The sequence below is a fragment of the Burkholderia sp. AU19243 genome, from assembly GCF_018148075.1.
Lineage (GTDB): Bacteria > Pseudomonadota > Gammaproteobacteria > Burkholderiales > Burkholderiaceae > Burkholderia > Burkholderia latens_A.
Map to the genome: position 1 here is coordinate 111,696 of NZ_JAGSTV010000002.1, position 14,057 is coordinate 125,752.

The following is a 14,057-nucleotide window of genomic DNA, read 5'->3' on the forward strand; positions in this document are numbered from 1 at the left end:
CGACCGAAGGCGGACGCGAGGGTCGAACCATGCAACTGCAAACCGGCAACCTGTTCAATGTCGAACGCACGCGCGGCCGCGACGAACGGATCGACGTGCTCGTCACGGGCGCCCGTCTGAACGTCGAGCGGATCGTATCGATGGGGCACACGAGCCCCGACGGCTTCTGGTATGACGATCCGCGCGCCGAATGGGTCGCGCTGCTGTCGGGCGCGGCGGTGCTCGAGTTCGAGGCGGATGCGACATTGCACGACATGCGCCCGGGCGACTACGTGCTGATCGAACCGCATTGCCGGCATCGCGTCGCGTGGACGCATCCTGACGAACCGTCGGTCTGGCTCGCGATCTACCACGATGCCGAACCGCGAGCTTGACCGCGTTATCCGCGTCCGACGAACGGCATCGTGGTCGCCATGATCGTCATGGTCAGGATGTTCGTATCCAGCGGAAGGCTCGCCATCTGAACGACCGCGTTCGCGACGTGCGCGACGTCCATCCGCGCCTCGGGCGCCATGCGCCCGTCGGCCTGCAATACGCCTTCCGTCATCCGGTCGGTGAGCGACGTCGCCGCGTTGCCGATATCAATCTGGCTGCAAGCGATGTTGTACGCGCGGCCGTCGAGCGCGAGCGACTTGGTGATGCCGGCCACCGCATGCTTGGTTGCCGTGTATGCGATCGTGTTCGGGCGCGGCGTATACGCGGAGATCGAACCGTTGTTGATGATCCGGCCGCCCTGTGGCGTTTGCGCCTTCATCAGACGCCACGCGGCGCGCGCACACAGAAAGACGCCCGTCAGGTTGGTCGCGACTACGTCGTTCCACACGTCGAGCTCGTATTCGTCAAGCAGCACGGCCGGCGCGTTGCGGCCGGCGTTGTTGAAGAGCACGTCGAGCCGTCCGAACTGCCGTGCGATCTGCGTGAACGCATGGTCGACGGACGCTTCGTCGGTGACGTCGGCCCGCAACACGTGCGCCTCCCCGCCGGCGGCCGCGATCGTGTCCTTCGTTTCTTGCAGCGATGCTTCGTGGCGCCCGATCAGCGCGACGGTGAAACCGGCGTGCGCGAGTGCGACTGCCGCGGCGCGGCCGATGCCGGATCCGGCGCCCGTGACCGCGGCGAACTTCTTCGTGACTGACATGGCTTGATTTCCTGCGGATAGAAGTGAGGAAAGCGGCGACGATCGCCGGCGCTACGCGACGTGCGCGTGGCGAAACGCCATGCTACCGCGCACGCCCGCACTCGCGACGAAAGCGCCTACTTCCGGCGCGCAGGCGCGGTCTTTCGGCCGCGTGTGCCGGCATCCGAAAACAGCGCGACCACGACATCGCGCAGCCACCGGTTCCCTTCGTCCTGGTTCACACGCGCATGCCACAGCATGTGGATCGGCGCGCCCGGCAGCGTGACCGGCAACGCCCGCCAGCCGAGCGAGAACGGCGCGGCGAGCTGCAGCGCGAGATGCTCGGGCACGGTCGCGATCAGGTCGGTGCGCTGCAGGATGTAGCCGACGCTCATGAAATGCGGCACCGTCAGCCGCACGCGACGTTTTACGCGGCGCCGCTTCAGCCATTCGTCCACCTGCCCGTGGCCGGTGCCGGCCGACACGACGACCAGATGCTCGGCGTCCCGCCATGCGTCGACGGTCAGCGGCGCGTCCTCGAGCGGATGGCCGCGCCGGAACAGACACACGTACCGCTGATCGAACAGCCGGCGCTGATAGAACCCGCCCTGCAGTTGCGGCAGCAGGCCGATCGCGAGATCGACGCGGCCGTCGGCCATCTCGTCGGCGAGATTGACGCTCGTGTTGCGCACCGTATTGAGCGCGATGCCCGGCGCCGTACGCGACAGATGTTCGAGCAACGCCGGCAGGAATACGACCTCGCCGATATCGGTCATCCCGATCGTCATCGTGCGCGACGCACGCAGCGGATCGAAGCCGGTCTCGGGATTAAGCGCCGCATGCAGCGTCGACAGCGCGTGCGCGACAGGCTCGGCCAGGCGCAGCGCGAACGGCGTCGGAACCACGCCGCCGGGGCCGCGCACGAACAGCGGATCGCCAAGCAGGCGGCGCAGCTTCGCGAGCGCGTTGCTGACGCCCGGCTGGCTCATGTTCATCTGCTCGGCGACGGTCGAAACGCGCCGCTCCTGCATCAGCCGCTGGAACAGCAACAGCAGGCTCAAGTCGATCTCGCTGAGTTCCATGATTTCCCGGCGTCTCCCGTCATTCTTTTCAGTGATGAAGCAGATTCCCTGCATTTTATTGTGGGATGACAGGGCGCTGCTGACAATACCGTCACGGCGCCTGCCTTCGACCGGCGCGCTGGCAGGGCCCGCGCTGCGGTGCGTCGGACCATCACCATCTGAATATCGGAGACACGTTCATCATGCAGACGAATCTGAAGATCGCGATCGTCGGTGCCGGCATCGGCGGACTGACGCTGGCGCTTGCGTTGCGCGAGCAGGGCATCGACGCGCAGCTTTACGAGCAGACCGACGTGTTGCGCGAGGTCGGTGCGGCCGTCGCGCTGTCGGCCAATGCGACGCGTTTCTACGAACGGATGGGATTACGTCCTGCTTTCGACGCGGTGTGCGCGGAAATCTCCGGCCTCGTCTATCGCGACGGACGCAGCGGCGCGGTGATCGGCCATCATCGCGGCGAGCCCGACTATCGACGGCAGTTCGGCGGCTCGTACTGGGGCGTGCATCGCGCGGACCTGCAGGCGATCCTGTCGAAGGCGGTCGGCGCCGCGCAGATTCATCTTGGCCACCGGCTCGTCGATCTCGCGCAGCATCCCGATCGTGTGACGCTGAGCTTCGCCAACGGCGAACGCGTCGATGCCGATCTCGTGATCGGCGCGGACGGCGCGCGCTCGATCACGCGGCGCTGGATGCTCGGCTACGACGACGTGCTGTATTCCGGGTGCTCGGGTTTTCGCGGCGTGGTGCCGGCCGGGCGGCTGAGCCTGCTGCCGGATCCCGAAACGATCCAGTTCTGGATCGGGCCGCACGGGCATCTGCTGCACTATCCGATCGGCGACGACGGCGACCAGAACTTCCTGCTGGTCGAACGCCATCCGTCGCCGTGGCCGTCGCGCGACTGGGTGATGCCGGCGCGGGAAGGCGAACAACTGCGGCTGTTCGGGGACTGGCATCCGGCCGTCGTGCAGATGATCACTGCGGTGCCGATCAGCCAGCGCTGGGGGCTGTTCCACCGGCCGCCGCTCGGTTGCTGGAGCCGCGGGCGCGTGACGCTGATCGGCGATGCCGCGCATGCGCTGGTGCCGCATCACGGGCAGGGCGCGAACCAGTCGATCGAGGATGCGATGGTGCTGGCCGCGCAACTGGCGAAGGCCGGGCCGGGCAACTGGCACGAAGCGCAGAAAGCGTACGAGCGGCTGCGGCGCGGCCGCACGCGCAAGGTGCAGTACGCGTCGATCTCGGCGGCCGACGTGTTGCATCTGCCCGATGGGCCGGACGCGCAGGCGCGCAATGCGCGGCTTGCCGAGCGCGACAGCGTGCTGCGTCACCTGGACTGGATTCACGATTTCGACGCGCTCGCCGATGAACCGAACGAGCGGCAGGGCGGCACGTGGCTTTGAGCGGTGGACGGGCGCAGCCATTGGTCGCCGTTTGAATGAAACTGACCATCGTCGCGCGTTCGGTCCCCGCCGACAGGTCGATCGTGCGGCCCGAATGCCGCCCGAGTGCCGCCTGCGGCGACGTGCATCGCGCGCGTGCGGCCGACGCGCTTCGCGTGTCGTGCCGGATGACGCGCGCGGCGCCTGCGCTTGCCTGCGCGGCAGCCCGCCGGCCAGCACGCAAGCCAGCCACCCGCATCGCCGTCACGCGTAGTCGGCCACGCGTTGCGCGTCGCGCTTGACCTGCTCGATGTCGCGAAACCGTGCGGCAGGATGCGTGTCCGGCAACTTCGCCGAGCCGCCGAACAGCTTCTCGCGCAGCGTGCCGGGCGCGTATTCGGTCGGATACACGCCGCGCCTCTGCAACTCCGGCACGAGGTAGCGCACGATGTCCTCGAAGGTTTCGTGCGCAACGGCATACGCGAGATTGAAGCCGTCGACGTCGGTCGCGGCGACCCATTCCTGCAGGATGTCCGCGACGGTCTGCGCGGAGCCGACGAACACCGGCCCCATCCCGCCGATGCCGCCCCATGCGGCCAGTTCCTCGATCGTCCACGCGGTATCGCCGCCGGCCAGATGCTCGACAGCCGACACGATCGCATTCGTCTCGACGCGCCTGACGGGGTCGGTCGGCGCGTACTGGCCGAAATCGATGCCGGTCCAGCCGGACATGAAAACGAGCGACCCGTCGTACGACACGTAGCGGCGGTACTCGTCGAACTTCGCGTGCGCTTTCTCGTCGGTTTCGTCGACGATCACCGTGACGAGGTTGTAGATCAGCACGTCGTGCGGGTCGCGGCCTGCGGCGGCCGCCTGCGCGCGCACGTCGGCGACGTAGCGTGCGAGCTGCGTCCGCGTCGGCGCGGCGACGAACACGCATTCGGCGTGCTGCGCGGCGAACGCCTTGCCGGGCCCGGATGCGCCGGCCTGGAACAGCACCGGCGTGCGCTGCGGCGACGGTTCGCACAGGTGATAGCCGGGCACGTCGAAGAAGCGCCCGTTGTGGCCGATCTCGTGCACTTTCTCCGGATGCGTGAACACGCGGCCGTCGCGATCGCGCACGACCGCGCCGTCTTCCCAACTGCCCTCGAACAGCTTGTACAGCACCTCGACGTATTCGGCCGCCACCGCGTAGCGGTCGTCGTGCGTGCGCAAGCCGCGGTCGCCGATATTCTTCGCGCCGCTTTCCAGATATGACGTGACGATATTCCATGCGAGCCGGCCCTTCGTGTGATGGTCGGCGGTCGACAGCCGGCGCGCGAACGTGTACGGATGCTCGAACGTCGTCGACGCGGTGATGCCGATCCCGAGATGCTCGGTCGCCATCGCGATCGGCGCGGCGAGCTGCAGCGGATCGTTGACCGGGATCTGCGCGGCCTGGTGCAGCGCGTGATAGTTGCTGCCCTTGTACACGTCGTAGTAGCCGATCACATCCGCGATGAAGATCGCGTCGAAGATTCCGCGCTCGAGCACGCGCGCGAGGTCGGTCCAGTAATCGAGATCCTTGTACTGCCACGAACGGTCGCGCGGATGCGCCCACAGGCCGGGCGACTGGTGGCCGACGCAGTTCATCTCGAACGCGTTGAAGCGAATGGTCTTGCTCATCGCGCAGCCTCCGTCGCCGTGGCGTCGGAATCGGCAGCGGTGCCATTGCCGACGCGCCACACGAATGGCAGTGTGCGTCCGTTGATGACCCAGTCGCCGACGATCCGCGCCTTGTAGACGAGCGGATTGTGCGACGACACCGTGCGCGCGTTGCGCCAGTGACGATCGAGCGCGGTCGTGCTGCGCGTCGCGGACGCGCCGAGCGCATCGAACAGGCGCGTCGCCGCGCGCAGCACGAGTTCCGACACGACGAGCTGGCTCTGTGCGGACTCGATTTCGGCGGCGACGTTCGCCGCGCGTTCGGCTTCGTCGTCGTTGCCGAAGCGCGCGAGATAAGCCTGCTGCAGCGGCTGCGCGGCACGCAGCGCGAGCGCATCGGCTGCGTACGCCCACGATGCGATCTCGCCGATCACCTGCTGAAGCTGCGCATCGTCGCCCGCACGCGCGGCGTTGCCGTGGCTGTACACGCGCGTGCGGTTGCGTACCAGTTCGCCCGCATCGCGCACGATCGCATGGCCGATGCCGGCCAGCGTCGCGACGTGGAATAGCTGGTAGAACGCGGTCTGATACTTGAAGCGGCGTGCGAAGTCGATCACGTTATCCGTGTCGACCGCTGCATCCTCGAAGCGCGTCGTGCCGCTGCCGGTCGTGCGCTGCCCGAAGCCGTCCCAGTCGTCTTCGAGTATCACGCCGGGCTGTGCGGTTGCGACCGCGACGATCACGTCGCTGCCGTCGCGTTCGCGCTGCGCGAACACGTCGATCCAGTCCGCGAACAGGCTGCCCGTGCTGTAGAACTTCCGGCCGTTCAGCACGAGCCGGCCGTTCTTTTCCGATACCTTGGTGATGGTCTGGCCGAGCGGGACGTCGCCGGCTTCCGACCACGCATTGCCGACGAGCTGGCCGCTCGCGAAGCGGTCGAGCCACGTCGTGCGCTGCGGCCCGGGCGGTGCGTTGAGCCAGTCCTCGACGAACGCGAAGTGGCCGCGCAACGCCTGCGGCAGATTGGAATCGGCCGTCGCGAGCTCGGTGAGCAGCCGGAACAGCTGCGGCAGCGATGCGCCCGCACCGCCGTCGCGAACCGGCAGCCGGACCGCGCCGAAGCCGGCGGCCTTCAGCCAGCCGATCGCTTCGTGCGGCAGTTCGCGGCGGTGTTCGCGTTCCGCGGTGCCGGCGGCGATCCGGTCGAACAGCGGGCGAAACCGGCTCGCGAGCGCGTCGTAGTCGGTACCGGTGGAGAGAGCGTGATCTGCGTGCGACGAAGTCATGCGATGGTCCTCGAAGGGGGCATTTGCACCGGGAGACCAGTATAGGAAGCGCGACCGATGCGTTCCAATAACGGATTCGCAGATCGTTATCGTCGCTGCGCATTACGGAAACGGGCGAGCAGAAGCGGCGACGCTCGTGCATCGGTTGCGCTGCGCGAGTGCAGCGTCGAGCGGCTTGCCGTGTCAAGTCGTTTGCTATCCGAAGGAATATCGTTACGAGAATCGCTCGGTTTGCCGGCCCGCCGCGCGCTGCTAGATTGAATGCTTTCGTCATTCGACAGGAGAGCCCGATGTCAGATACGAGTGCGACGATTCAGGAGCGGCCGGCCGATGCGAGGCCGCGGGCGGCCCGCGTGATTACCGACGACGCCCAGGCGATCGCGGCCGCGCATGCGCTCGCGCAGCGGCTCGCGGAGGGCGCGTCCGAGCGCGATCGCGCGCGTCGCTTGCCGCGCGACGAGATCGAGTGGTTCTCGCAATCGGGGCTGTGGGCGATCACGGTGCCGAAGGCCTACGGCGGCGCGGGCGTATCGAACCTGACGCTCGTCGAGGTGATCAAGATCGTCGCGGCGGCCGATGCGTCGCTCGGCCAGTTGCCGCAGAACCACTTCGGGCTCGTCGACGTGATCGCGCTGATCGGCACCGACGCGCAAAAACGCCATTTCTTCGCGGAGGTCTTGAGCGGCAAGCGCTTCGGCAACGGTTTCTCGGAGAAGGGCACGAAGCACGTGCTCGACCTGAAGACGCGCGTGCGGCGCGATGGCGACGATTACGTCGTCGACGGCACGAAGTTCTATTCGACCGGGGCGCTGTTCGCGCACTACGTGCCGGTGCTCGGCCTCGACGATGCGCAGCAGGCATGGCTCGCGTATGTCCCGCAGCCGACGCCGGGACTCAGCGTGATCGACGATTGGTCGGGCTTCGGACAGCGCACGACCGCCAGCGGCACGGTCGTGCTCGACGGTGTGCGCGTGCCGGCGTCGCATGTGTTGCATGCGCAGCGCGTGTCGGACGAGCCGACGCTCAACGGTCCGCTGTCGCAGATCATCCAGGCGGCGATCGACGCGGGCATCGCGAAGGCGGCCATCGCCGACACGGAGGCGTTCGTGCGCACCCGGACGCGGCCGTGGGTCGACAGCGGCGTGGCGCGGGCGACCGACGATCCGTTGATCGTCCGCGAGATCGGCCGGCTGCATATCCAGCTGCATGCGGCCGAAGCGCTGCTCGAACGTGCGGGGCGCACGCTCGACGAGATCGGTGCGCGCGGCGCGGTGACCGACGACGATGTCGCGCGCGCATCGGTGGCAGTCGGCGAGGCGAAGGTGCTGACGACCGAGATCGCGCTGTTGGCCGGCGAGAAGCTGTTCGAACTGGCCGGCACGCAATCGACGCTCGCCGAACACAATCTCGACCGGCACTGGCGCAATGCGCGCACGCACACGCTGCACGATCCGGTGCGGTGGAAGTACCACCTCGTCGGCAACTACTATCTGAACGGCGTGCGTCCGGCGCGCCATGCGTGGAATTGAATCGAATCGCGCGCGTTTCCGGTGCGGGCGCCGACGTATGCGTCGCGCCGGGAACGGCGGATTGATCGAGCGCGAATCGTCAGGCAGCCGGCGCGCGGCTGCCGGCAGCGCGACGCAGGTGGGTTACTTCACGCACTCCAGCGTGTACTTCAACCCGTACCCGAGCAAGCCCCGCCACACGTCCCACGTATGGCCGCCATCGACGATTCGCAGTTCTGCCGGATTCTGCGCGCGGCGCAGTTGCGTATACAGCAGGCTCGATTCGGCCTGGATCGTGAGATCGTCGTCGCCGGCCGCGATGAACATCGGCACGCGCCACGTGCGTGCGAAATAGCCACGCATCAGCGCCGGGTAATTGAGCTCGTGCCATACGCGCGGGTCGAACTGCCGGTCGCCGAACACACCGACGTAGCGCGCCGCGGAATTGAGCGGCGGCTCGTTCGCATAGATCGCGGGGCTCAGCAGCATCGCGCCGCAGAACAGGCCAGGCTCGAGCAGCGAGAAGCGCAGCGCGCCGAAGCCGCCCATCGATACGCCGCCGATCGCGCGCCCCGCGCGCTGGTTCGACACCGCGAAATGCGCTTCGACTTCCGGCAGCAGGTCGTTCAGGAACGCGCTCTGCATCTTCTCCTTGCGATCGACGTACCAGTCGGTGCCGCCTTGCGGCATCACGATCACGACGGGCGGAATCTCGTGGCGCTCGATCAGCGTGTCGGCGGTTGCCTGCAGCCGGCCCTGCGTGATCCAGTCGTTCGCGTTGCCGGCGTTGCCGTGCAGCAGGTACAGCACCGGATAGCGCGCGCCCTCCGGGTTGTAGCCGGGCGGCAGATACACCGTGTATGACCAGTCGCGCTTCAGCGATGCCGACCGGAACGAACGCAGCACGATGCTGCTGCCCGGATTGACCGACGGCTCCTGCGCGGCAGGCGCGGCCGTTGCGGGCGGCGCGATCGCGGCTGCGGGGGCGGAGCCGGCCGGCGACAGCGCGGACCCGCCCGGCGCGGCATGGGCGGTGGCGAGGAAGCCGGCGAGCAGCGCGGCGGCGAACGGAAGGGCGAGTCGGCGCATGGCGAAGCGTTTCAGGGGTGGCGGCCGCTATCGTAGCAGCGGCGCATGACCGCGCGGCGCATCATCGCCGCGCGCGGAACGGGAACGGCAGCCGCGACACCAGCGGCGCGTAGAGCTTCGCGACGAGATACAGCAGCCCCATCGCGACGACGTCGGCGGTCAGGCCGAGCGGCACGTCCAGGTAGCCTTCGGTCGCCTGGTAAAGCAGCGAGTCCACCGCGAGCGAGATGCCTGTGCCGGCGACGAAGCAGAGCAGTCCCTGGCGTCCGATCGTACCGATCCATGGCATCGCATGCGCGACCTTCTTCATCCATCCGAGGTGTACGAGCTTGGCCGCGAGCCACGCGATCGCGAGGAAGTTCGCGAGCCGCAGCGCGCCGAGATTCTGCTTGATCGACGGATCGGTGGGGAACGGCTCGACGCGCAGCCGGTAATACGCGCCGGCCGCGACGATCGCGAGCGCCGCGGCCGTCAGCAGCCAGCCTTGCGGCTTCGGCGCGAGCGTCTGGTAGACGGGCTGGCAGCGCGCGATCACGCCGAGCACGAACAGGAACTGCCACGCGAACGGATTGAAGTCCCACGGCGCGCCTTCGACGGTCGGCAGGAAGCGCGCGGCGTGCGGCGCCGCGTACCACAGCGACGCACTGAACGCGAGCATCAGCCACGGCTGCGTGCGCGCGAGCGGCAGCGCGAGCGGCGCGAGCAGCGCGAAGAACGCATACATCGGCAGCACCGACGCGAGATACGGCTGGCGGCGGAACAGCAGGATGTCGCGCAGCGCGGCGAGCGGCTTGTGCAGCAGGCCGTCGAGGTCGTTGGTCGGCATGTTCGGGCCGTCGATCGCGAACGCGTTCAGCACGGCGGTGATCAGCAGCATCAGGCCGGCCGTCACGAGAAACGCACGGTAGATCTCGAACGCGCGCCGGATAAAGCGCTGGCGCGCGGCGGCCTCGTCGTGGCGTTCGGCGAGCGAGTTGTACGCGATGGCGGTCGCGAAACCGCCGAGGAACACGAACACTTCGGCCGCGTCGCACAGCGCGTACGCATGCAGCGTGACGCGCGACAGGATGCTGCCGCCGATATGGTCGACGACGATCACGAGCAGCACCAGGCCGCGGAAGAAATCGAGCTCGGCGTAGCGGCCGGCCCGGGCTGCGGCGGTCATCGGGCCGCCTCCCTGCGCGTGTCGCGGGCGCGGCCGGCACGTGCCGCGGGTGAGTCGGGGTGAAGCATGACTTCGTGAAAAAATGACGAACGGATGCGCATTGTGCCACCGATGCGACGCTACCCGGGTTTACGCGGATGGCTAGCCGGGAGGCCGCGTCCGGCAAGGCTGCCCGGACGGCGATGCGGCCCCCAGTTGGAGCGGCGCAACGCTTTGCACGGCTCGCCCACGTGCCGATGGACGAGCGATTTGCGACGTGACACCATTTTGTCCTCGCGGCCGCACACCGCGTTGTCCGCCCTGCGGGCCACCGACATAAACAGACCAACGATCGCCGGGCGAATGACATGCCCGGCCCCCGGCTCCGGAGATTCGTCATGAAGCAGCACGTCATTTTTGCCGCCGCGCTGGCCGCCGTCGCCGCGCCGGCGTTCGCGCAGGATAGCGTCACGCTGTACGGCTTGATCGACGAAGGCTTCAACTACACGAACAACGTGAACGTAAATGGGGTCGGAAAAACCGACTACCAGCTCGCAAGCGGCTATGCGCAGGGCAGCCGTTGGGGCCTGAAGGGCAGCGAGGATCTCGGCGGCGGGCTGAAGGCCGTCTTTACGCTGGAAAACGGCTTCGACGTGAACAACGGCCGGCTCAACCAGGGCGGCCGCATGTTCGGCCGCCAGGCATTCGTCGGGCTGAGCGCGTCGCGCTTCGGTACGCTGAGCTTCGGCCGCCAGTACGACGCCGTCGTCGATTACCTTGCGCCGCTGACCGCGAACGGCAACTGGGGCGGCACGCTGTTCTCGCATCCGTTCGACAACGACAACACGGACAACTCGTTCCGCGTCAACAATACGGTCAAGTACGCGAGCGCCGACTGGAACGGGCTGTCGTTCGGCGGCACCTACAGCTTCAGCAACAGCACCGGCTTCTCGGCCAATCGGCAGTACAGCATGGGCGCGCAATATTCGCTCGCCGGGCTGCAGGTCGCCGCGGCGTACCTGCAGGCGAACAGTCCGGGCGTCGGCAACGCGGGCGCGATCGCGGCCGACGACGCGAATTTCGTCGCCGACCGGCTGCGCATCTTCGGCGGCGGGATCAACTACACGTTCGGCCCGGCGACGGTCGGTTTCGTCTACACGAAGACCGACGTGAAGAACCCGGTGTCGACCGTTTATCTGCCGGCGTCGACGTTCTCGGGCCTCGGGCTGAGCGCGACCAAGTTCCAGAACTTCGAGATCAACGGCAAGTATCAGCTCACGCCCGATTTTTACCTGGGTGCGCAGTACGTGTACACGGACGGCAAGTTCGACGCCGCGGCCGGGTCGTTCAAGCCCAAGTACCACACGGTCGGGCTGATGGCCGACTACAGCCTGTCGAAGCGGACCGACGTCTATCTGCAGGGCGCATGGCAGAAGGTCGGCGGCGACAAGACGGGCACCGCGGCCGACGGCGGCTACGTGGTCGGCACGGACGGCCCGTCGTCATCGTCGAATCAGTTCGCGGTGCGCGCCGCAATTCGCCACAAGTTCTGATGTTTTGACCAGCCGGCGCGGCGCGACGGATCGCGCGGCGCCGGCGGCCGTCATCCCGCCCGGCCCGGATCGCCGAGCGTGTCCGCAAGCCAGTCGACGAAAATCCGCACGCGCGGCGCCAGATGCCGGCCGTGCGGAAACACGACCGATACCGGCAACGGCGGCGCCTGCCATTCCGGGAGCACCTCGACCAGCGAGCCGCCGTCGAGCAGCGGCGCGAGTCCTTCGCGCGGCGCCTGGATCAGCCCGAGGCCCGCGACACAGCACGCGAGATACGCCTGCGAACTGTTGACCGCGACGACACTGCGCATCTTCACCGTCTGCAGCGCGCCCGTATCCATGTCCGTATATTCCCACTCCAGTTCGCGGCCCGTGCGGCTCGAGAAATAGCCGATGGCGACGTGGTCCGGCAGATCGTCCGGCGAGCGGGGCGTGCCGTGCCGCGCGAGATACTCGGGCGACGCGCAGTTGATCTGCGCGAGCTCGCCGATGCGGCGCGCGACCAGCGACGTGTCGGACAGCACGCCGACTCGCACCGCGCAGTCGATGCCGTCGGCGACGAGATCGACGAAGCGGTCCGTCGTGCCGAGCATGACGCGCAGGTCGGGATAGCGCGCGTGGAAATCCGGCAGCGCCGGAATCACCTGGTTCAGCGCGAAGCGCTCGGGCAGATCGACGCGAATCACGCCGCGCGGCGATGCGCCCGCGTCGTCGAACAGCGTCTCGGCATCGTCGAGATCGGCCAGCAGCCGCGTGCAGCGTTCGTAGTAGGTCGCGCCTTCGGCGGTCAGCGCAACGCGCCGCGTGGTCCGTTGCAGCAGGCGCACCTTCAGGTGCTTTTCCAGATACTGGACGGCGTTGCTGACCGTCGGACGCGGCAATTGCAGTTGCTCGGCCGCTTTCGTGAAACTGCCGAGATGGGCGACGCGCGCGAAGATGCGCATTGCATGCAGATGGTCCATGCGGGGGCGGGAGCGTGGCGGATTGGAACAGGCTCCATTGTTAATCAGCGTCGAATGAATTGGTTGAGGGTTTCGCGTTTATTGCGCGCCACGATGCGTCCAGAATCCGGTTCATTCAGTTACCACCCCAAGGACACGGACATCATGGACAAGCGTCAACTGGGCCGCACGGGCCCGCAGGTTTCGGCGATCGGGCTCGGCTGCATGGGGATGTCGGATCTGTACGGGCCGGCGGATCGGGACGAAAGCATCGCGACGCTGCACGCGGCGCTCGACAGCGGGATCACGCTGCTCGATACGGGCGACTTCTACGGAATGGGCGACAACGAGATGCTGATCCGCGACGCGCTGCGCGGCCGTACGCGCGACCAGGTGCTGATCAGCGTGAAGTTCGGCGCGCTGCGCGATCCTGCCGGCGCGTTCGTCGGCTACGACGCGCGGCCGCAGGCAATCCGGAACTTCGTCGCGTATTCGCTGAAGCGGCTCGGCGCCGACCATATCGACATCTACCGGCCGGCCCGGGTCGATCCGGCCGTGCCGATCGAGGAGACGGTCGGCGCGATCGCAGATCTCGTGAAGGCCGGCTACGTGCGGCACATCGGGCTGTCGGAAGTGGGCGCCGACACGATTCGCCGCGCAGCCGCCGTCGCGCCGATCGCCGATCTGCAGATCGAATACTCGCTGCTGTCGCGCGGGATCGAGGCGGATATTCTGCCCGCGTGCCGCGAACTGGGGATCGGCGTGACCGCGTACGGCGTGCTGTCGCGGGGGCTGCTCGGCGGCGGCTGGAGCGCGGCGCGACAGGGCGCACGCGATTTCCGTGCGGCCAGCCCGCGTTTCCAGGGCGAGAACCTCGTGCACAACCTCGCGCTGGTCGATGCGCTGCGCGCGATCGCGGACGACAAAGGCAGCAATCCCGCGCAGATCGCGATCGCGTGGGCGCTGTCGCGCGGCGACGACATCGTGCCGCTGATCGGCGCGCGCAAGCGCACCCAGCTTCAGGACGCGTTGTCGGCGTCCAAGTTGCAACTAACGGTCAATGATCTGGCTCGCATCGAAACGGCGGTTCCCGCCGGGGCGGCCGCAGGCGAACGTTATCCGGCAGCGCAGATGGCTCACCTCGACAGCGAGCAGGAACGGGGGCCGGCGCCGCGTGCGTGAGCGGTGAAGGCTGGGGCGCGTCCACCCCGGCTGATGCACGTCGCGAAATGGTTCATTGACGCTCGGGATCGGGTTGGAAGTGAACGCAGGTGGGGCTGAATGATCCCGAAGCCGGTTTCGGCAACCGGCTTCGGG

Annotated in this window: 12 protein-coding genes; 5 read left to right on the forward strand and 7 right to left on the reverse strand. The window is 67.7% G+C overall.

The features are described from left to right. The first annotated feature begins 29 nt into the window (after positions 1-29). Positions 30-374 (forward strand): cupin domain-containing protein, encoded by a 345-nt coding sequence (locus tag KDW55_RS03985; protein WP_040140128.1) that lies wholly within the window; start codon positions 30-32, stop codon positions 372-374. 5 nt (positions 375-379) lie between these two features. Here the strand turns inward: KDW55_RS03985 and KDW55_RS03990 are convergent, their stop codons facing one another. Then, the gene (locus KDW55_RS03990; RefSeq protein ID WP_212161179.1) at positions 380-1,138 is read right to left on the reverse strand and encodes an SDR family oxidoreductase; all 759 of its coding nucleotides are present in this window, start codon (positions 1,136-1,138) and stop codon (positions 380-382) included. A gap of 116 nt (positions 1,139-1,254) precedes the next feature. Continuing rightward, complete coding sequence (locus tag KDW55_RS03995; RefSeq protein ID WP_212161178.1) at positions 1,255-2,199, reverse strand: LysR family transcriptional regulator; 945 nt, start codon at positions 2,197-2,199, stop codon at positions 1,255-1,257. Positions 2,200-2,381: 182 nt separating this feature from the next. Between KDW55_RS03995 and KDW55_RS04000 the strand changes: the two genes are divergently transcribed. Further along, complete coding sequence (locus KDW55_RS04000) at positions 2,382-3,596, forward strand: FAD-dependent monooxygenase (RefSeq protein ID WP_212161176.1); 1,215 nt, start codon at positions 2,382-2,384, stop codon at positions 3,594-3,596. A gap of 243 nt (positions 3,597-3,839) precedes the next feature. Here KDW55_RS04000 and KDW55_RS04005 read toward each other — a convergent pair whose 3' ends face one another. Both KDW55_RS04005 and KDW55_RS04010 read right to left on the reverse strand, forming a co-directional pair. After that, positions 3,840-5,240 (reverse strand): LLM class flavin-dependent oxidoreductase, encoded by a 1,401-nt coding sequence (locus KDW55_RS04005; RefSeq protein WP_212161175.1) that lies wholly within the window; start codon positions 5,238-5,240, stop codon positions 3,840-3,842. Beyond that, the gene (locus KDW55_RS04010; protein WP_212161174.1) at positions 5,237-6,505 is read right to left on the reverse strand and encodes an acyl-CoA dehydrogenase family protein; all 1,269 of its coding nucleotides are present in this window, start codon (positions 6,503-6,505) and stop codon (positions 5,237-5,239) included. Before KDW55_RS04010 ends, KDW55_RS04005 begins: the two co-directional genes overlap by 4 nt. Positions 6,506-6,795: 290 nt before the next feature. Between KDW55_RS04010 and KDW55_RS04015 the strand changes: the two genes are divergently transcribed. After that, positions 6,796-8,034 carry an SfnB family sulfur acquisition oxidoreductase gene (locus KDW55_RS04015; protein ID WP_212161173.1) on the forward strand — a complete coding sequence of 413 codons (1,239 nt, stop codon included), beginning with the start codon at positions 6,796-6,798 and terminating at the stop codon, positions 8,032-8,034. 123 nt (positions 8,035-8,157) lie between these two features. Here KDW55_RS04015 and KDW55_RS04020 read toward each other — a convergent pair whose 3' ends face one another. Together KDW55_RS04020 and KDW55_RS04025 are read right to left on the reverse strand one after the other, a co-directional pair. After that, a complete protein-coding gene (locus KDW55_RS04020) occupies positions 8,158-9,102 on the reverse strand; it encodes an alpha/beta hydrolase-fold protein (RefSeq protein ID WP_212161172.1) in 945 nt (314 codons plus the stop codon). 61 nt (positions 9,103-9,163) lie between these two features. Further along, entirely contained in the window at positions 9,164-10,267 is a 1,104-nt protein-coding gene (locus KDW55_RS04025; protein WP_212161170.1) for an OpgC domain-containing protein, read from the reverse strand. 377 nt (positions 10,268-10,644) lie between these two features. On the opposite strand from KDW55_RS04025, the gene KDW55_RS04030 reads away from it, so the two are divergent. Beyond that, a complete protein-coding gene (locus KDW55_RS04030) occupies positions 10,645-11,799 on the forward strand; it encodes a porin (protein WP_212161169.1) in 1,155 nt (384 codons plus the stop codon). A gap of 50 nt (positions 11,800-11,849) precedes the next feature. On the opposite strand, the gene KDW55_RS04035 is transcribed toward KDW55_RS04030, so the two are convergent. Beyond that, entirely contained in the window at positions 11,850-12,761 is a 912-nt protein-coding gene (locus KDW55_RS04035) for a LysR family transcriptional regulator (protein WP_059547234.1), read from the reverse strand. Positions 12,762-12,905: 144 nt separating this feature from the next. On the opposite strand from KDW55_RS04035, the gene KDW55_RS04040 reads away from it, so the two are divergent. Next, positions 12,906-13,922, forward strand: a complete 1,017-nt coding sequence (locus KDW55_RS04040) for an aldo/keto reductase (RefSeq protein ID WP_212161168.1) — start codon at positions 12,906-12,908, stop codon at positions 13,920-13,922. Positions 13,923-14,057 lie beyond the last annotated feature (135 nt).